Origin of the sequence: Humibacillus sp. DSM 29435 (assembly GCF_001758225.1) — a bacterium.
Classification (GTDB): Bacteria; Actinomycetota; Actinomycetes; order Actinomycetales; family Dermatophilaceae; genus DSM-29435.
In genome coordinates, this window is record NZ_MAST01000009.1 from 119,465 (window position 1) to 137,718 (window position 18,254).

The window sequence follows — 18,254 nt, forward strand, 5'->3', positions numbered from 1 at the left end:
CGACCCACCCGCCCACAAACCAGCAAAACCACTCTCAAGGAGAACTACCGATCATGATGACCAAGACCCGCACCAGCCTCGTGGCCCTCGCCATCGCCCTGCCCCTGAGCCTCGCGGCCTGCGGCAGCTCGAGCACCGACACCGCCTCCCCCGCACCCGCCGCCGGCGGCAACAGCTCGACCTCCGCCCCCATGACCGACACCCCGGCCCCGTCAGAGACCAGCGCCGACGCCATGAACGCCGTCTTCGGCGCCGGCTGCGCCCTGGTCCCCAAGGACGGCAAGGGCTCGTTCAACGGCATGGCCAACGAACCGGTCGCCACCGCCGCCAGCGCCAACCCGCTCCTGTCGACCCTGGTCACCGCCGTCAAGGCCGCCGGCCTCGTCGACACCCTCAACTCGGCCCCCGAGATCACCGTCTTCGCGCCCACCAACGACGCCTTCGCCAAGATCCCCGCCGACACCCTCAAGAAGGTCCTCGCCGACAAGCCGACCCTGACCAAGATCCTCACCAACCACGTCATCGCGGGCAAGCTCTCCCCCGACATGCTCGCCGGCACCCACAAGACCCTCGCCGGCACCGAGATCACCGTCAAGGGCTCAGGCGAGAACTTCACCGTCGGCAAGGCCGACGCCAAGGTCGTCTGCGGCAACGTGCCCACCGCCAACGCCACGGTCTACATCATCGACTCCGTCCTGATGCCCTGAGCACCAGATCGCCAGTTCGGTGTCCGACCAGACACAATGGAGCGTATGTCCCGCTTCTCGGCAGTGCCCTCCGGTGATGACACCAGGTCATCACCGGAGGATGCCTCCGGCCCCGTCGCTCTTGCCAGGCTGCTTCAGCAGTCGGCCGGGGGCGACGAGTCGGCGTTTGCCGAGCTGTACGACCTCACCTCCGCTCGCGTGTTCGGTCTGGTTCGCCGGGTGGTGCGTGACCCCGCCCAGTCGGAGGAGGTCGCGCAGGAGGTCTTCATCGACATCTGGCGCCACTGCACGAGGTTCGATGCCGACAAGGGCAGCGCACTCGCCTGGATGCTCACCATCGCCCACCGCAAGTCCGTCGACCGGGTTCGCTCGGCAGAGGCCTCACGCGGCAGGGACGAAACCTACGGACACGCCAACATCGACGTCAGCCACGACTCGACCTCCGAATCGGTCGTCCAACGACTTGATGCCGAACGCGTTCACGAGGCCCTCAGTACCCTCACCGAGGCTCAACGTGGCGCTCTGGAGCTGGCGTACCTGGGCGGCTATACCCACACCGAGGTGGCCACCATGCTCGGTGTGCCCCTCGGAACGGCCAAGACGCGCATCCGCGATGGCCTCATACGACTCAGAGAGACTTTGGGGGTGACGACATGACCGATGAGATCCACGAGCTCTCCGGCGCCTACGCCGTTGACGCTCTCGACGACGTCGAGCGGGCCCGGTTCGAGCGACACCTGACCGACTGTTCCACCTGTCGCGACGAGGTCGAGAGCCTGAGCGTCGCCGCAGTCGAGCTGTCGTCGGGCCTGGAGATGGCTCCGCCGGCCAGCCTGCGGGCCAGCGTGCTGAGCGGCATCACGTCGGTGCGACAGCTGCCGCCGCTCACCGAGCCGGCCGGCCGCACCGGCACCGCGACCGACACGCTCGGCGCTCGCGACTGCGACATCGTCGACAGCCCCGCCCCTACCGACCGACCGACGGATGCCGCTTCATCACCCGTCGTTCCCGCGGCTCCCCTTGCTGGGCCCACCGATGACCACGCCGCTGAGACCGGCGGCACCGTCTCGTCGATCTCGGAGGGCAGCCGCCGAAGCCGTGCCCGGCAGGGCACGCGCAGCCCATGGCGCGGTCTCATCGCGGCGGGTGCCGCGGCCGTGCTCGCCATCGGAACCTTCACGATCGTGCGCAGCCTCACGGGCGAGAAGGCCCCCCAGTCCGCCTCGCAGCAGGTGCTCGAGGCGCCAGACGCGACCAAGACGGTTCACAGCTTCGCCAACGGCGGCAGCGCCACCATCGTTCGCTCCGCCTCACTCGGCAAGGCGGTGCTGGTCGGCACCGACCTGCCCTCGCCGGGGGCCGGCAAGACCTACCAGCTCTGGTTGCAGAGCAAGGACAGCGCCTTCACCTCCGCGGGCATCGTTCCTGGTGCGGGCAACCAGGTGGTCGTGCTGGGCGGCGACGCGGCCACGGCCGCCGGCGCCGGCATCACCATCGAGCCGACTGGCGGTTCGAAGCAGCCGACGACTGAGCCGTTGGCGCTCTTCCCCTTCTCTGCCTGACCGGCTCGGCCACGCGGCGTACGAAAGTGGCCACTCGACCTGAGAAATCGGTCGAGTGGCCACTTTCGTACTTCGACGTCTGCGCAAGTCTTGCGGTGCCGCAGTTACTGCGTTATCGTTCGGAGCATGCCAAGCCCTGACCACGACCAGCGCCACACCGCCCCCATCGGGGCGGCCGTCGATGCGGCTCGGGCGGCACTGTCGGGCGTCGAGCCGGCCAGCCCGGTTGAGGCACTGCCCTTGTTACGGGTGGCGCAGTCGTTCGTCACGAAGGCCATCGACGAGGCCATGGCCGCGGTCGTGCTCGACCAGGGCGGCAGCATCCGCACCGCCGGGGCCCTGGCCGGGCTCTCCGAGAATGCCGTCGGGCCCCGTCTGGCGCGCACCGCCCTGCTTTCGGCCTACGGGTCCGAGGCCGGCCGGGTGACGGCTGCGGGAGTCGAACGAGCGCGCTACGACCTCGAGGAGGGGCGCCACCGCGGCCCCGGCGAGGCGCCACCCCCCTTGCGTTTCCGGGCCCGTCGCCCCACCTGACGACCCGGCATCCCGAAGACCCGCAGCCCCCCGAAGCACGCCGAAGGAGAAGCCATGACGAACCCGAACCTGACCCACCTCTACTTCCTGCTCGACCGCAGCGGTTCGATGGACTCCATCAAGAGCGACACCGAGGGCGGCTTCAACGCGTTCATGGCTGAGCAGCGCCGGTTGCCGGGCGAGTGCCGGGTGACCTTGGCGCAGTTCGACAACGAGTACGAGGAGGTCTACCGCGACCTCCCCGTCGGCGTGGTTCCCCCGCTGCGGTTGGCTCCCCGCGGCACCACTGCCCTGCTCGACTCGATCGGTCGTCTCGTCGGCGAGGCGGGGGCGCGCCTCGCCTCCCTGCCGGAGGAGCAGCGGCCCGGAGTGGTGATCGTCGGCATCATGACCGACGGGCTCGAGAACGCGTCTCGCGAGCTCACGCACGCCCACGTCAAGGCCATGATCGAGCGACAGAGCACCGAGTTTGGTTGGCAGTTCCTCTACCTCGGGGCCGATCAGGACGCCATCGAGGTCGGTGCCAGCATCGGCGTCCCCGCCCAGCAGTCGATGACCTACAGCCGCGGTCGGGTGGCGGCGATGATGACGGCAACCTCCCGCAACGTCGGCGCTGCCCGGGCCGCGGTCGCTGCGGGCGGGTCGGCCAAGGACGTCTCTGCCGAGCTGTGGTTCGACGACCAGCAGCGCAGGGATGCCGCAGACTGAACCGGTGCTGACCGACCGTGACGCCACAGCGGTGTCGCAGGCCAGCGGGCGCGGCCCCGCCCGGTCCGACAACACACCGAGTAATCCCGAACTCACCGAGTAGTTACCGGGTGAGTTGCGGACTACTCGGTGTGTTGCGGGGAGGCGGGTGGCCAGTCGGGGCCGAGGCGCACGACGTCACCGACGACGATCACCGCCGGCGACACCACGCCGCGCTCGGCCGCCAGACCGGCGATGGTCTCGAGCGTGCCGACCGTGGTGCGCTGGGTCGGGGCGAAGCCACGCTCGACGATCGCGACCGGGCAGCCGGCATCTCGACCGTGCTCGACGAGCCGGTGGGCGGTCTGCTCGAGCAGGTTCACGCCCATCAGCAGCACGAGAGTGTGGTCGGAGCCGGTCGGCAGCACGGGGATGTCGTCGTGGCCGGTCACGACCGTGAAGCCACGAGCCACGCCGCGGTGCGTCACCGGGATGCCGGCCGCGGCCGGAACCGCGACCGCGCTCGTGACCCCCGGCACCACCTCGACCCGGATGCCGTGGGCCTGACAGGCATCGCGTTCCTCGCCGCCGCGTCCGAGCACGAAGGGGTCGCCGCCCTTGAGCCGCACCACGCCGAGGCCGCGTGCCGCCTCCTCGACGAGGATGTCGTTGATGCGCGACTGCGGCACCGCGTGGTGGCCGGGGGTCTTGCCGACGTCGATGACGCGCACGGATGCCGGCAGCCGGTCGACCACCCCGCGGGGCGCCAGCCGGTCGACGACGACCACGTCGGCCGACGCGAGCAGCTCGTGACCGCGTGCGGTGAGCAGACCGTCGGCCCCGGGGCCGCCACCCACCAGCGCGACCCATCCGGTCTCCGGGCGTCGCCGGCCCCGGCGCAGGTCGAGCACTCCCGAGGTGATGCCCAGCGCGATGCCATCGCGAACCGTGGTGGCCAGCGCGGGGTCGCCGGCGGCGTACGCCGAGACCGTGACCCGCCCGGCCGGGGTGGTGACGTCGGTGCGCGCCGCGACGCTGACCCGCGAGGCCGCCGCATCGGTGGCGTCGACGCACCAGAGGCGCAGGGCCTCGGCATCGGCCGCGACCTGGGTGTCGGTGACCCGGTCGCCGGTGGCGGTGTGCACGAGCCAGGCGCCGTCGAGGTCGTCAGCGCCCTCGTAGTCGCGGGCCCACCACTGCACCCGTCCCTCCCCGACGAGGTCGAGCAGGTCTTCGCAGACCCAGGGCGCGACGACCCTCACCACAGCGCCCTCCTCGACGAAGGCCCGTACCCGTCGGGCCGACACCGGTCCGCCGCCCACCGCCACGACCAGCCGGCCCGAGAGGTCGACGACGAGCGGGAGAGCCGACTTCAGCGGCATCCGCGTGCACCGCCCGGCGCGCTCACGTGTGCAACCCGCACTCGGTCTTGGCGAACCCGGCCCAACGGCCGGCGCGGGGGTCTTCGCCCGGGGCCACGCGCCGGGTGCACGGCTCGCAGCCGATCGAGGGGTACCCGTCGGTGAGCAGCGAGTTGGTCACCACGTCGTGCTCGGCCGCGTAGGCCAGCACCTCGTCGTGCGTCCACGCGGCCAGCGGGTTGATCTTCACGAGGCGGTTCTTCTCGTCCCAGCTCACCACCGAAGTGCTGGCCCGGGTCGGGGACTCCTCACGGCGCACCCCCGTGACCCACGCCTCGTAGCCGGCGAGGGCACGAGCGAGGGGCTCGACCTTGCGCAGCTGGCAGCAGAGGGCCGGGTCGCGTTCGTGCAGCCGCGGGCCGAACCGCTCGTCCTGCTCAGCCACCGAGAGCTCGGCGCGCACGTTGACGACGTTCACCGGCAGGTCCTCCGCCACGATGTCGCGGGTGACCAGCGTGTCGGAGAAGTGGTAGCCCGTCTCGAGGAAGAGCACGTCGACGCCCGCGGCGAAGCGCGAGACCAGGTGCGGCAGCACGGCATCCTGCATCGAGCAGGCCACAGCGAGGGTGCCGGGAAAGACCTCGGCCGCCCAGCCGACGGCCTCCTCGGCGGTGGGGTTCGTGCCCAGCTCGCGAACCCCCCGAACGACCAGGGCCTGCAGCTCGTCAATGGTGCGGTGGGGTCGGTCGGGTCGGTGGGACAGGGGGGCCTGGTCGGTGCGACGGGTGGGCAGCCCCAGCGACACGGCGGTCACCGGAGGGCGTCTTCTTCAGCGCGGGCCGCCCAGGCCGAGAAGCTCTCGTCGGCCTCGCGGGCGTCGAGGTACGTGCGCACCATCCGCTCGACGTAGTCGGGCAGCTCGTCGGCCGTGACCTTGAGGCCGCGGACGGTTCGCCCGAGGCCGGCTTCGTCGCGGTCGACCGAGGCGAGCCCGCCGCCCAGGTGCACCTGGAAGCCCGGCTGCTGCTCACCGTCGACCGTGATGAGCTGGCCCTTGAGCCCGATGTCGGCGGTCTGGATGCGCGAGCATGAGTTGGGGCAACCGTTGACGTTGAGCTGGATCGGGCGGTCGAGCACGACGTCGGCAAGACGGGTCTCGAGCTCGGTGATCGCCGCCGCCGCCGTGGCCTTGGTGTCGACGATCGCCAGCTTGCAGAACTCGATGCCGGTGCAGGCCATCGCGGTTCGACGGAAGGGGCTGGGCCGCGCGGTGAGACCCAGCTCTTCGAGGCCCTCGACGAGGGCGTCGACCGATGCGGTCGGCACGTCGAGCACGACGAGCTTCTGGTGGGCGGTGAACCGCACGCGCCCGGCCCCGACCCGCTCGATGAGGTCGCCGAGCCCGGTCAGCAACGTGCCGCTGATGCGCCCGACCACCGGAGAGGCGCCCACGTAGTGTCGACCGTCCTTCTGCCGGTGCACGCCGACGTGGTCACCGGGCCCGGTGGCAGGGGCCGGCGGCGGCCCGTCGGCGAGGTGGTAGCCGAGGTACTCGCGCTCGAGCACCTCGCGGAACTTCACCGGGCCCCAGTCGGCGATGAGAAACTTCAGGCGCGCCTTGTTGCGCAGCCGGCGGTAGCCGTAGTCGCGGAACATGCACGTGACGCCGTACCAGACGTCGGCGGCCTGGTCTTCGGTGACGAAGGCCCCCAGCCGCTCGGCCAGCCGCGGCGAGACCGACAGCCCGCCGCCGACCCAGAGGTCATAGCCGGCGCCGAGCTCGGGGTGCACGACACCGACGAGCGAGATGTCGTTGATCTCGTGCACGACGTCGAGGCTCGGGTGGCCGGTGATCGCGGTCTTGAACTTGCGCGGCAGGTTGGCCAGCTCGGGGTCGCCGATGTAGCGCTCGGTGATGGCCCGGATGACGGGGGTGGGGTCGATGATCTCGTCGGCGGCCACCCCCGCGACCGGGCTGCCGAGAAACCCGCGCGGCACGTCGCCGCAGGCTTCCGTCGTCTGCAGACCGATCGACTCGAGGCGTCTCCAGATCTCGGGCACGTCCTCGATGCCGATCCAGTGGAACTGGATGTTCTGGCGGTCGGTGATGTCGGCCGTGTCGCGGCCGAAGTCGGTGGCGATGCTGCCGAGCACCCGCAGGCCGTGGGCGTCGACGGCGTTGCCGTCGGTGCGCACCCGCATCATGAAGTACTTGTCGCTCAGCTGGGTGTCGTCGAGCAGGGCGGTGCGCCCCCCGTCGATGCCGGGGCGGCGCTGGGTGTAGAGGCCCCACCAGCGGAACCGGCCGCTGAGGTCGTGCGGAGGGATCGAGTCGAAGCCCGTCTTGGAGTAGACCTGCTCGATGCGCTGACGCACACTGAGGCCGCCCTCCTCCTGCTTCCACTCCTCGTTGCCGTTGAGGGGGGCCTCGCCGTCGACCTTCCACTGCCCGTTCGAGCGGTCAGGGCGCGAGGGGCGCGCGGCTGGACGCGTGGGCGTCTGCGTCTCGGTGATCGTCATGTAATCGAATGTATAACCTCTGCTTATTCATTGCAGAGCGGGGTCCACGATCCGAGCACGGGCGAAAAGGTGGCGACCGTCGGGAGCGGTCGGCAGGAGGTTGACGGCATGGTTGAGCGCGACCACGACGAGAGGGGCCACGAGCTGCGGCGCGGTGAGGTGCATGACCGACCCCGCCACCAGCACGACGAGCACCCCACCGAGGATGCCGGCCAGTGGACCGCCGACCGCGACGGTCCGGGTGCGGCCGGGTGAGAGCGGCGGCGCCACGACGCCGAGGCCGGCGCCGCGCCGCACCAGCCGCACCTGCTTCGCCTTGGCGCCCAGAGCGATCGCGAGCGCCGCATGCCCCACTTCGTGAACGGCATACGACACCCACACGGCCAGGGCCAACGGCACGAGGGGACGCGCCTGGCTGAAGACGAACGCCACGAGGCCGGCGGCGGCGAGCAGCAGTACGCCCCACCACGAGGTCACCCACAGCGCCTCCACCAGGAGTCGTCCCAGCCGAAGAGCTCCCCGCGCCGATCCCGCCGACCGGGCCGGCCGGGGGGGCCGGGGGGGCCGGGATGCCAGCCCGGCTCCTGATGCTGTTGCCGCCCCGGTGGCCGACCGGATCACACCACGACCGACCCTCGACGCCGTCCGAGCACGAGCACGACCACCGCCGCCACGACGAGCAGGATGAGCGACAGGGGCTCGAACACGAGAGCCTCCGCCTGCAGGCGGTCAGCGAGCGCCACCCCACCGACCACGACGAGGGCCGAGGTGACGACCGCCAGCAGGTCGACGGTGACCCAGGTCGACGACTCCCCGCGCACCACCGGGGTGAGGTGGCCCCAGCAGAGGGCCGCCGCGAAGACGATCGCCACGAGCGGCCATTGCACGATCTGGGGCGGAAGCCCGACGAGCAGGCCGCACACGACCTGCAGTGCGACGGCCCCCACCACGAGGGCCGTCGTCGCGACGAGCGCGGCCGCGACGTCTCGCCGGGTGGTCGGCGCCGAGACGGCCCGCCACTGCCGGAGCCCGCGAGTGACCCCGTACGGGTAGGCCGCGGTGAGCGCCGGCAGGCCAACGGCGTACACGGCGAAGATGTCGACGGGCAGCGCCGAGACCCACGAGGCACCGCGGAGCAGGAGCGGCGCGGCGGCGGCGAAGCCGAGCCACATCACCACACTGGGCTCGCGCAGGGTGGCCAGGGCGGTGGCCGACCCGACGCCCAGAGGGCCGCGGCGACCGGGGCGCCGCAGCCACGCGGCCGGGCGTTCGACGACCGACCGGGTCTGGCCCGCGGGCAACCCGACGAGCGCTACGAGGGCCGCACCGCATACGGCCAGCAGCCCGAGCACCACCACCGGCGTCAGCCACCCGGGAACGAGCGCAGCACCGACCACCCGGCGCCACACCGGCGGTCTCGTCACGTCGGTGACGGTCGGCTGCGTGACCTTCATGACCAGACCGCCGATGACGATGGTGACGGCACTCGCCAGCCCCGTCGACAGCATCCGCGATGCCCTGAGGTGGGCCAGTGCTGCCACGACCGCGACCGATGCGGCTCGGCCGACGAGCAGACCGGTGACGGTGAGCATGAAGGCGCCGACGAGACGGGTGGCGAGCACCGACGCACTCAGCTGCCCCTGCAGCACGTTCGTCGACATGGGAATGCTGAGCACGGCACCGGCGACTGCGAACAGCCCGAACATCGGCAGCTCGGCACCGAGGCGACGAACTCCGCGCGACAGGCCGGCCGGGGCGATGAACACGGAGAGCTCGTCGCCGTCGGGCATCGTCAGGCCGAGCAGGGCCGCCATCACCATGCCGATGACGAACAGCAGCACGCCCAACGAGGGAGCCAGCGCCTCGGTGGGCTGGGCGCCGACCGGGGCGGCACCGCCGGCTTTGACGATGATGGCACCCTCGACCGCGAGCAGCGCGATCGCCAGCACAGCGACGATGACTCGGAACCGGGCCCGCCCACCACAGAGGGCGGAGGCACGGTTGACCCAGGTGCGCACCACTGCTCGTGAGAGCCCGAGGAGGGCGCGGAGGGCGGGGCGGTCAGTCATCTTCCCGCGGAGGGTGACGAGTCGGCCGGGATCTCCGAGTCAGACCGGGACGCCCGGCCCCAGGGGAGCAGCCCGATGACGGTGAGCAGCAGCCAGAGCAGGAAGGTCTGCCCGAGGTTGAAGCCCAACCCGATAGAGGAGGCGGCGGCGCTCTCGTTGAGCGTGACCGAGAGCAGCCCCCAGATCGAGATCGTCGCGCTCAGCACGAGGGCCATGATGAGCTGGACCACCATGGCGACGAGAATGGCAGCGGCGGCGAACGACGCCGCTGAGGTGAGCCTCCGACCCGTTCCGGTCGCCTTCATCGTCGTCTCCTGGTGGTTGGTCGCGGACGTCATGGTGTGGATCTCCTTGTCGTTGTGCCGAGCTTCGGTGGCGGCGATGAGCGGTTCACGAGACCAGCTCGCCGGCGAGGTCGAGCGCCGCGATGTCGGCGCGGGTGCGTTCGACCATGATGTCGAGGCCGGTGAGGGCGAGGTAGCGAACCGCGAGGTCGCTCTCGCCGTTGAGCACGTCGTGCAGCGAACCGGCCCCCACCACCCTTCCGCCGTCGACGACAAGCACGTCGTCAGCCATCTGTTGGGCGCGCAACAGGTCGTGGGTGGCAATGAGCACCGTTCCGGCGCGGGCAAACTCGGTGATGAGGTGTGAAAGCACCGACGTGGCGACCGGGTCTAGGCCACGGAACGGCTCGTCGAGCACCCACACGGTGGGCCGATGGCCGAGCGACCCGATGACCTGGAGCTTGCGCTTCATGCCGTGCGAGTACTCGGCCACCAGACGGTCGAGCGCGACGTCGAGGCCAAGAAGTCGCGTCAGTCGGTCGACCATCTCGTCGTCCCAGCGGCGGTGTGACGACTGGAGCAGGTCGAGGGCCTCCCGGCCGGTGAGGTTCACCGGTAGCGGCAGGTCGTCGTAGACGAACCCGATCGACTGGCAGGCGTTGCGAGATCCCGCAACCTCACCGCCGACCACGATGGTTCCCTGGGTGGGGGTGATGAGGCCCACGACGGCGTGGACCAGGGTCGACTTGCCGGCCCCGTTCGGGCCGAGCAGGCAGGTGATGCGACCCGGGGCCACGCACGCCCTGACGTCGGTCAAGGCGGCGTGGCTCCCGTAGTGGTGGGACACCCGGTCGATGCGGATCTCGGTCATGGTGGTGTCCCTTTCCGGAAAGTCGTCAGTTCAGCTGGCGTGACGGTAGACGAGCAGTGACGAGGTCAGACGCACTTGATCTCGACGCGGATACCGACGGGGATCCAGCCCTTGTACCAACGCGAGACGTTGAAGTCGATGATGCCGCCGTTACGGCCCCGACTGATGCAGTAGATGGCCAGCGCCGCCGCCCCGATGAGGAAGATGCCGAGGATGAAGACGACGATCCAGATCGCGCGATACTCGCTGTCCAGGCGCTTCTCGACGGCGGACTGTGCGCGGAGCCGGAGACCCAGGAGGGCACTCGTGGTGTCGAGCTGAGCTTCAGTGACCATGCTCATGTCATTCCCTGCTTTCTACTTGTCGTGGTCAGAGCCAATTCCCTGATCCCGAGAAGGAACGTACGTACCGGCATGATCGGGGAGCCAGCAGCTATTCGTGAACCGAATACTGTTGTGTCGTGGTGGCGCCCGCCAAGAGACGCTGCCCGAGCATGACAATGGCCTCGGCCACGAGCAGCCGTTCCCGACCGGCCGGAGTGAGCCGCAGGGGCAGGGAGTCTCGATCGAAGAGAAACACGCCCAGCTCGTGTTCCATCTGTCGGATCTGCTGGGTGACGGCCGGTTGCGAGTAGCCGAGGTTCACCGCGGCCCGGCTGACCGAACCCGTCTCGGCGACGGCGATGAAGGCCCTGAGGTGGCGTTGGTCGAACATGTGACCCCCCGTGTCTGAGTCGGAACTCGATCCCGACACGGCTCGACGCTAGGTCGCCGTGATGTCTGCGCGGTAGAGGTCAGCGTGGCAACAAGTGGCCCTGGCACCTTCTCCGCCCAGCGGCAACAGGCGGGCAGCCCTGGCGGAGGGGTGACTCACGACCTCGTGAACACCCTGTCGAGCGAGGGCACCCGGGCCCGACACCGGTCGAGGATCTCACGGGCCGTCGTCACCGAGTCGACCAGCGGGTGCATCGCCAGGGCCTCGACGGCCAGGGTGGGAGAGCGCTCGGCGGCGGCGGCGATCACCAGCTCGTCGACGGCCTTGACCTGCTGCGCCAGACCGAGGGCGTGTCCCGGCAAGGGAGACACCGGCAAGGTTTGCGGGCCCGACGACGTCACCCGGCAGGGCACCTCGACGACCGCGTCGGGTGGCAGACCGGGCAGCGTCGTGCCGTTGCGCACGTTGAGAATGAGACGGGCCGGCTCGTCGCGGGCGATGGCTGCCATCAGGGCGAGCGCCACCCCCTCGTAGCCGCCCCCCTCGACGTCGGCCGTGGAACGTTCATGGTCGTGCGCCTGTTCGCGACGGGTCTCCTGCATGTAGGTGGCGTTGCGCTCGCGACGCACGGCGTCCCAGTGCGAGAGGGCCTGGGCCGGCGAGCTGACCACTGCGGCATAGAAGCTCGCCTGCTGGTCGACCAGATACTCGCCCCGGGTCTGCGCCTCCGTCGTGATCTGGCCGATCGCGTCTCGCGTGAAGTAGTAGTAGTAGAGGTACTCGTTGGGCACCGTCTGGAGCGTCTGCAGCCAGTCGACCCCGAAGAGCCGACCCTCCTCGATCGAACCGAGCGCAGCGGCATCCGCGAGCAGGTCGGGCAGCAGGTCGGTCGTTCCCGAGCGGAGCCCCTGCAGCCAGCCGAGGTGGTTCAGGCCGGCGTAGTCGATCTCCAGGTCGTCCAGCCGGCGGCCGAGCGCTCCGGCGGCGCGATTCGCCAGCCCGAGCGGTGAGTCGCAGATGCCCACCACCCGCTCGCCCAGCACCGACTGCATCGCCTGCGTCACCATGCCGGCCGGGTTGGTGAAGTTGATGACCCAGGCGTCGGGCGCCACGGCCCGCACCCGCTCGGCCACCCGCAGAGCCACCGGTACCGTGCGCAGGCCGTAGGTCACGCCCCCGGCGCCGGTCGTCTCCTGACCGAGCAGGCCGAGGTCGAGCGCCACCCGCTCGTCGGCGGTACGGCCCGCGAGCCCGCCGACCCGCATGGCCGAGAAGACGAAGTCGGCGCCGTCGAGCGCTGCGTCGAGGCTCGTCGTCGTGACCACCCGGGGCGCCGCCCATGCCGAGCCCGGATGCCGCTGCGCCCTCGCCTGGTCAGCCTGCTGGGCCAGCACCCGCTCGATCGCACCCAGCCGCATCTCGTCGGTGTCGTGCAGCACCACCGTCTCGACCCGGCGAGCGCCGAGGTCGCCGAGGAGTGCGCCGAAGACGAGGGGCACCCGAAAGCCGCCTCCACCGAGGATCGCCAGCTTCATAACCTCACCACCACCCGAACGTACCAATCCTTTACGGCTGGATGCAGGCTCGCGGGCGAAACAGGGCGACGGCGGGCGACGGGTGCGAGACGATGGGCCCATCATGCTGAACCAGATGTTCGACCCCCTCGCCGCCCTCCGCTCCGATCACGGCCCCGATTTCGACGTCTTCGTCTGGGGAACCGTCTTTCTCGACATGATCTTCGCCGGCATGCCGAGCGCGCCGACACCGGGAACGGAGGTCTGGGCTGAAGGGCTCGCCTCCTGCCCGGGAGGTATCGCCAACTTCGCGACCGCATCGCGGCGGCTGGGGTTGCGCACCTCCTTGGCCGCGGCGTTCAGCGACGACGACTACGGTGACTTCTGCTGGCGCACGCTGGAGCAGCAGGAGGGGGTCGACCTGAGTCGCAGCCGTCAGTTCGCCGAATGGCACAGCCCGGTGACGGTGTCGATGTCGGTCAACCACGACCGCAGCATGGTCTCGCACGGTCACCCCTCACCGCTCGACGCCGAGACCCTCATCGGCACGCCGCCCGCCGCTCGAGCGGTGCTCGCCGACCTCGCCGAGCCCGAGGCCTTCTCGAACACCGGCTCGACCTGGGTCGACCGGGCACGGGCCGGTGGAGCGTTGGTGTTCGCCGACGTCGGGTGGGACCCCAAGGGGGCGTGGTCGGCCGACGTGCTCGCCCGGCTCGACCGGTGCGACGTGTTCATGCCCAATGCCGTGGAGGCGATGGCCTACACCGGCACCGACACCGCCCTCGAGTCCCTCTACGACCTCGCCGACCGGGTACCCGTCGCGATCGTGACGAACGGCTCGCAGGGAGCCCTCGGCATCGACGGCAACACCGGTGAGGAGGCCCAGGTGCCCTCGTTGCGGGTGCGTGAGGTCGACCCGACGGGGGCCGGCGACGTGTTCGGGGCCGCGATGCTCGTCGGGACGTTGTCGCAGTGGCCCCTGGAGCAACGGATGACCTTCGCGAGCCTGTGCGCGGGCCTGGCCCTGCAGCAGTACGGCGGGTCTCTCGCGGCCCCGGGATGGGGAGACATCGCCGACTGGTGGAGCGATCTGAGCGCGAACCCCAGCTGCGATGCCTACCATCGCTCGCTGCGGCGCCGGTTCGCCTTTCTCGACGACATCGTGCCCCACGTGCCGGTGCTGGCCACCCGCCGAGCTGCCGCCACCATCGCCCGCCGCTCCGACGTGCAGGACGTCGGCTGACCCAACGCCCTGACAGGATGGGAACGTGAAAGTGCAGCCGCAGCAGAGGGTCATCGGGATGCTCGGCGGGATGAGCTGGGAGTCGAGCGCGCAGTACTACCGGCTGGCCAACGAGCTGTTGCGCGACCGGCTCGGCGGGCTGCACTCGGCCCGAGTGCTACTCGCTTCGGTCGACTTCGCCGAGATCGAGCAGCTGCAGGTGGCCGAGGAGTGGGAGCAGGCCGGGGACCTGTTGGCGGAGGTCGCCCAGAGCCTGGAGGCCGGCGGCGCCGAGCTGCTCGTCGTCTGTACCAACACGATGCACCGGGTCGCCGAGCAGATCCAGGACGCCATCGGCATCCCGCTGCTGCATCTGGGCGACACCACCGCTCGGGCGGTCACTGCGGCGGGCCTCACGACGGTGGGTCTGCTCGGTACGGCCTTCACCATGGAGCAGGACTTCTACCGCGACCGCCTCGCCGGCCATGGCCTGACCGTGCTCGTCCCACCGGCCGACGACCGGGCCGAGGTGCACCGCATCATCTACGACGAGCTGTGCCTGGGGCAGCTGCGGGAGCCCTCCCGCCAGTTCTATCGCGAGGTCATCAGCCGCCTTGTCGAAGCGGGCGCCGAGGGCGTCATTCTCGGCTGCACCGAGATCGAGCTGCTGGTCGCGGCCGCTGACAGCCCGGTGCCGGTGTTCCCCACCACCCGCCTGCACATCGAGGCCGCTGTCGACCTCTCCCTGAGCCCCTGAGCGACGACTGCTTCTTGGTATCCCACCCTGCAGCCGTGAGCGTTGACACCTGACCGCACCCGATGACGAGGGCTCGCAACTGGTAGTTCGTCCCCGCTGAGGGACATCCGCACTCGGCGGCCGTCTCACGTCTGGAGGTGTGTTTCAGAGTTTTTGACGACCAGGTGCGACGGTGGGCGGGCATGGTTCGACGCCGAGTTGGGGTTGACCAGCTAGCCCGTGCTGGTGGACTGTCAAGATCCGTTGCCCCGACTGTCACGGAAAGGTTCAGGCATGAAAATCCTCGACATCACGCTCACGGTCCAGGACCTGCCTGCGTCCGTGGAGTTCTACCGCCGGATCTTGGGGATGGCGATATACGAGACCACCGATCGCGCGGTGGTCCAGGCCGGATCGTCACGGATGACGTTGATCCCGGGAGAACGATTCGATGGTGTGCACCATGTGGCCTTCGGGATCGTGCCCTCCGAGTTCGAACTGGCGCATGCGTGGCTCTCCGAGCGTGTCGTGCTGCTCGTCGACGATGGCTCGGAGGTCATCATCGGGTCGCCGGAGTGGGACTCGCGCTCCTTGTACTTCCTCGGACCCGAAAACATCGTCCTGGAGTTCATCGCCCGCGGCGCCGACGCTGACCAGACACCCGGCAACGGCGAGAGCCCGCGGATCCTATCGATCAGTGAAATCGGGATCGGAGTACCTGACGTGTCGGCAACCGTGCGCTGGCTCTCCCGCGAGCTGGCGCTACCGCCGTTCTTCTCACAAGGGGAGAGCTTCGCTCCGGTCGGAGACCACGATGGACTCCTGATCGTGGTTCAACAAGACCGCATCTGGTTTCCCACCCAGTCGCTGCGTGCCGCCCGCGGACCGCTCGAGGTGCGCCTGGAAGCACCGACAGCGAACGCGCCCGTGAACGTGACTCCAGCGATCTCGATAGCTACAGCTCGGAGTGTCCCGTAGACCGGGTGAACCTGCCAACATCCCCCAACGTGCGCAACTGCCGTCGATCGCCACTGGGCGAGGTGTGTGGGGGGTCTCTGCCCCGGCAGGGATTGCCCTGCCGGCGCGGCGGCGAAACTCAGAGGTGTGTTCCCCGGCGCCGACGTAGTGTTCTCGACGTGCCTCAGACGCCCGTCGTTTCGCTGCGACCACGCACCGACGCCGACCTTGACCTGCTGTTCGACATCGCCGCCGACCTCGACACCTGGGAAGAGCGGGAACCGCAGGCGCCGCGACCGTTGACGAGGGACCGCTTCGACGCCCGGCTCGCACGCGGCGCCGTTGATGACGGCCCCGACGCCGCTGTCTCCTTCGTGATCGACGTCGATGGCACCGCTGTGGGCAGCGCGACGCTGTTCGACTTCGACCTGCTCGCTCGTCACGCCGAGGCGGGGATCAACCTGAAGCGAGACTCCCGAGGTCAGGGCATCGGCACCGCCGCAGTCATCCAGCTCGTCGAGTTCGGGTTTGTGCGTCACAACCTGCGCCGGATCCACCTGCAGGCAATCGCATCGAACGTCGCCGCGATCCGCGCGTACGAGAAGGCGGGCTTCGTGATCGAGGGGCGGCAGCGCCAGCACGCCTGGGTCCGAGGCGCTTACGAGGACATCGTGCGCATGGGCATCCTGCGGTCGGAACAGCCCTCAGCCCGTTAGTCGACGTGTGGTCGACGTCGCGCCAGCGGGCAGTGCGGGCCTCGGGAGCTGCGTCAGCCGGCCAAGGTGTAGATCGCGAGCAGCTGGACGCCCCGCTTGGGGGTGGCTCCCTCATGGCGCAGGGTGATGGTGCCGGCCGGTCGCGCCGGCTGGTTGGCGGTGGTCTGGCCCCCGTCTCCTGCGTTGACGCTCCCGTCTGTGAGCCCGTCGACGTGGGTGCTGCCGGCCGTGCCGACGGGAGTCTCGGTCGTGCCGAAGAACACGATGAAGGGCTTTCCCGCGGGGGTGTCACGACGAAGGGGGCCGGCGGAGACGCGGCCGACGGCGAGGCTGTCGAGGCGGTAGCGGTAGCCCTGATACTCACGCACCTGGGGGACCTGCAGCGCGACCTTGCCCGTCGACGGGTCGGTGACATCGCGCTGGGGGCCCTTGGCGTAGATCGCTGCGGCCACCTGGGCGTCAGGGTTGACCAACGGCTGTCCCTTGCTGTCGACAACCTCGAGCATGATCGTGGCCACCCTGCCCACCACCAGCTGATCCCAACCCGTGCCCGTCACGTCGGGGTCGAGACTGGGCCCGAGGTCGCCGGCGGGGGCAGACGATGCGTTGCAGCTCACCCCGAACGTGCGTCTGCCGTCAACGACCACCCACACCATGGGTCGGGAGTCAGAGGTGGCATCGGTGCCGGGCACCCAGCAGTCGGCGGCGAGCGATACGCGGGTCGTCGTCGGGGTCCAGTTCAACGTCACCTTGCTCTGCCCGACCGCGCCGATAGTGGCAACCGCCAGACGGTCGTCGCCGACCTGGGCCCGGTAGCGCAGTCCGTCGCGCACCACGTCGCCGGGCGAGGGCGGGACCGGGCGGTATGGCATCCCGTCGGCGGCGACCATGACGCTCGAGGTAGCGCGCCCGGCCGGCAGCACCGGGGCCGTGGACCGGCCCGCGTTGACGACGGTCACCCCGGTGAGCACGGCCACGGCACAGGCGACTCCAGCCGCAGCGGCCGCACGCCGGCGCTTCGTGGCCCGGATCTTCCCGGCCACCGCCGACGACATCGACGGTGGGGCGTCGATGCTCGCGACCCGGGCGCTCAGCTCGTCACGTAGCTCGGTGGTGTTCATCGTGCCTCCCCGGCTCGGGTGGTGCGTTCGTCGTGATGCAGGGCCGGGTCGAGGCGCAGCTTGGCCAGCGCCCGGCTCGCCTGGCTTTTGACGGTGCCGACCGAGCACTGCATGACCTCGGCCGTCTCGATCTCGGACAGGTCTTCGTAGAAGCGCAGCACCACGACGGCGCGTTGTCTCTTGGGCAGGTGGGCGAGCGCCTGCCACAGGTCGGTGCGGTCGTCGATCTGCCCCGCAGCCGCGTGCCGCGCCGCCGCTGCGGACGGCCGGCCCGGTGGCGACTCGGGCAGCTGGTCGGTCGCCTGCTCGCCGTTCCACTTGCGTCGCCACCAGCTTGAGTAGGTGTTGACCAGGATGCGACGAACGTAGGTCTCGGGGTTGCCCTCGATGCGGCCCCAGGCGAACCACGCCTTGGCCAGCGCGGTCTGCACGAGATCTTCGGCCAGGCCCCGGTCGTGGGTGAGCAGGAACGCGATGCGCAGCAGGGCCGTCGACCGCGAGGCGACGAAGGTGTCGAAGTCGTCTCGTTCGGCCACGGCCCGCCCTCTCTCGGCTTGCGTCGGCGCCCGCTCGGCGCTGCCCGGCCGCTGGCTCGGGCCCACAGTGAGTGTCACAACTGCTCAGACCGGCTGGGCCCCCCGCAAGGTTGCCTGATCGTGCCCGCCACCACCGGATTGTC

Annotated in this window: 21 protein-coding genes; 9 read left to right on the top strand and 12 right to left on the bottom strand. The window is 70.1% G+C overall.

Translation table 11 applies throughout. From position 1 onward, the window contains the following. Window positions 1-53 precede the first annotated feature (53 nt). The 5 genes from BA895_RS07760 (at window position 54) to BA895_RS07780 (ending at window position 3,511) form a co-directional block, all read left to right on the top strand. Complete coding sequence (locus BA895_RS07760; protein ID WP_175442275.1) at window positions 54-707, top strand: fasciclin domain-containing protein; 654 nt, start codon at window positions 54-56, stop codon at window positions 705-707. Between the two features lie 45 nt (window positions 708-752). After that, window positions 753-1,364 carry an ECF RNA polymerase sigma factor SigK gene (sigK, locus tag BA895_RS07765; protein ID WP_070191311.1) on the top strand — a complete coding sequence of 204 codons (612 nt, stop codon included), beginning with the start codon at window positions 753-755 and terminating at the stop codon, window positions 1,362-1,364. Further along, on the top strand, window positions 1,361-2,269 hold the full coding sequence (locus BA895_RS07770) for an anti-sigma factor (protein ID WP_070191312.1): 909 nt from the start codon (window positions 1,361-1,363) through the stop codon (window positions 2,267-2,269). The genes sigK and BA895_RS07770 overlap by 4 nt, the downstream gene beginning before the upstream one ends. Before the next feature lie 126 nt (window positions 2,270-2,395). Beyond that, entirely contained in the window at window positions 2,396-2,803 is a 408-nt protein-coding gene (locus BA895_RS07775) for a hypothetical protein (RefSeq protein ID WP_083283099.1), read from the top strand. Window positions 2,804-2,857: 54 nt separating this feature from the next. After that, on the top strand, window positions 2,858-3,511 hold the full coding sequence (locus BA895_RS07780) for a VWA domain-containing protein (RefSeq protein WP_070191313.1): 654 nt from the start codon (window positions 2,858-2,860) through the stop codon (window positions 3,509-3,511). 122 nt (window positions 3,512-3,633) lie between these two features. Here BA895_RS07780 and cobA read toward each other — a convergent pair whose 3' ends face one another. The 10 genes from cobA to BA895_RS07830 all read right to left on the bottom strand — a co-directional run bounded on the left by cobA (window position 3,634) and on the right by BA895_RS07830 (window position 12,844). Further along, window positions 3,634-4,872: a uroporphyrinogen-III C-methyltransferase gene (gene cobA, locus BA895_RS07785; RefSeq protein ID WP_070191314.1), complete on the bottom strand. Its 1,239-nt coding sequence runs from the start codon at window positions 4,870-4,872 to the stop codon at window positions 3,634-3,636. A gap of 22 nt (window positions 4,873-4,894) precedes the next feature. After that, window positions 4,895-5,656, bottom strand: a complete 762-nt coding sequence (locus BA895_RS07790) for a phosphoadenylyl-sulfate reductase (RefSeq protein WP_083283121.1) — start codon at window positions 5,654-5,656, stop codon at window positions 4,895-4,897. A 5-nt stretch (window positions 5,657-5,661) separates the two neighbouring features. After that, complete coding sequence (locus tag BA895_RS07795; protein WP_139142557.1) at window positions 5,662-7,371, bottom strand: nitrite/sulfite reductase; 1,710 nt, start codon at window positions 7,369-7,371, stop codon at window positions 5,662-5,664. A gap of 27 nt (window positions 7,372-7,398) precedes the next feature. Beyond that, window positions 7,399-7,848 carry a M50 family metallopeptidase gene (locus tag BA895_RS07800; RefSeq protein ID WP_175442276.1) on the bottom strand — a complete coding sequence of 150 codons (450 nt, stop codon included), beginning with the start codon at window positions 7,846-7,848 and terminating at the stop codon, window positions 7,399-7,401. Between the two features lie 140 nt (window positions 7,849-7,988). Further along, the gene (locus BA895_RS07805) at window positions 7,989-9,440 is read right to left on the bottom strand and encodes a hypothetical protein (RefSeq protein ID WP_070191316.1); all 1,452 of its coding nucleotides are present in this window, start codon (window positions 9,438-9,440) and stop codon (window positions 7,989-7,991) included. After that, a complete protein-coding gene (locus tag BA895_RS07810) occupies window positions 9,437-9,778 on the bottom strand; it encodes a hypothetical protein (protein WP_070191317.1) in 342 nt (113 codons plus the stop codon). Before BA895_RS07810 ends, BA895_RS07805 begins: the two co-directional genes overlap by 4 nt. 52 nt (window positions 9,779-9,830) lie before the next feature. Next, window positions 9,831-10,595 (bottom strand): ABC transporter ATP-binding protein, encoded by a 765-nt coding sequence (locus BA895_RS07815; RefSeq protein ID WP_070191318.1) that lies wholly within the window; start codon window positions 10,593-10,595, stop codon window positions 9,831-9,833. 65 nt (window positions 10,596-10,660) lie between these two features. Continuing rightward, window positions 10,661-10,936, bottom strand: coding sequence for a hypothetical protein (locus tag BA895_RS07820; RefSeq protein WP_070191319.1), 276 nt, complete (start codon window positions 10,934-10,936; stop codon window positions 10,661-10,663). A gap of 91 nt (window positions 10,937-11,027) precedes the next feature. Further along, complete coding sequence (locus BA895_RS07825; RefSeq protein WP_070191320.1) at window positions 11,028-11,309, bottom strand: LysR family transcriptional regulator; 282 nt, start codon at window positions 11,307-11,309, stop codon at window positions 11,028-11,030. Window positions 11,310-11,464: 155 nt separating this feature from the next. Then, the gene (locus BA895_RS07830) at window positions 11,465-12,844 is read right to left on the bottom strand and encodes a 6-phospho-beta-glucosidase (protein ID WP_070191321.1); all 1,380 of its coding nucleotides are present in this window, start codon (window positions 12,842-12,844) and stop codon (window positions 11,465-11,467) included. A 115-nt stretch (window positions 12,845-12,959) separates the two neighbouring features. Between BA895_RS07830 and BA895_RS07835 the strand changes: the two genes are divergently transcribed. From BA895_RS07835 to BA895_RS23890, 4 genes are all read left to right on the top strand, one after another. Further along, window positions 12,960-14,066, top strand: coding sequence for a carbohydrate kinase family protein (locus tag BA895_RS07835; RefSeq protein ID WP_254666383.1), 1,107 nt, complete (start codon window positions 12,960-12,962; stop codon window positions 14,064-14,066). Window positions 14,067-14,091: 25 nt separating this feature from the next. Further along, complete coding sequence (locus BA895_RS07840) at window positions 14,092-14,802, top strand: aspartate/glutamate racemase family protein (protein ID WP_305778068.1); 711 nt, start codon at window positions 14,092-14,094, stop codon at window positions 14,800-14,802. 273 nt (window positions 14,803-15,075) lie between these two features. Continuing rightward, window positions 15,076-15,759, top strand: a complete 684-nt coding sequence (locus BA895_RS23475; protein ID WP_070191322.1) for a VOC family protein — start codon at window positions 15,076-15,078, stop codon at window positions 15,757-15,759. Between the two features lie 158 nt (window positions 15,760-15,917). Beyond that, window positions 15,918-16,454 carry a GNAT family N-acetyltransferase gene (locus tag BA895_RS23890; protein WP_070191323.1) on the top strand — a complete coding sequence of 179 codons (537 nt, stop codon included), beginning with the start codon at window positions 15,918-15,920 and terminating at the stop codon, window positions 16,452-16,454. 53 nt (window positions 16,455-16,507) lie between these two features. Here BA895_RS23890 and BA895_RS07855 read toward each other — a convergent pair whose 3' ends face one another. Then, window positions 16,508-17,575 (bottom strand): hypothetical protein, encoded by a 1,068-nt coding sequence (locus tag BA895_RS07855; RefSeq protein WP_070191324.1) that lies wholly within the window; start codon window positions 17,573-17,575, stop codon window positions 16,508-16,510. After that, window positions 17,572-18,111 (bottom strand): SigE family RNA polymerase sigma factor, encoded by a 540-nt coding sequence (locus tag BA895_RS07860; RefSeq protein ID WP_070191388.1) that lies wholly within the window; start codon window positions 18,109-18,111, stop codon window positions 17,572-17,574. The genes BA895_RS07855 and BA895_RS07860 overlap by 4 nt, the downstream gene beginning before the upstream one ends. Between the last annotated feature and the right edge of the window lie 143 nt (window positions 18,112-18,254).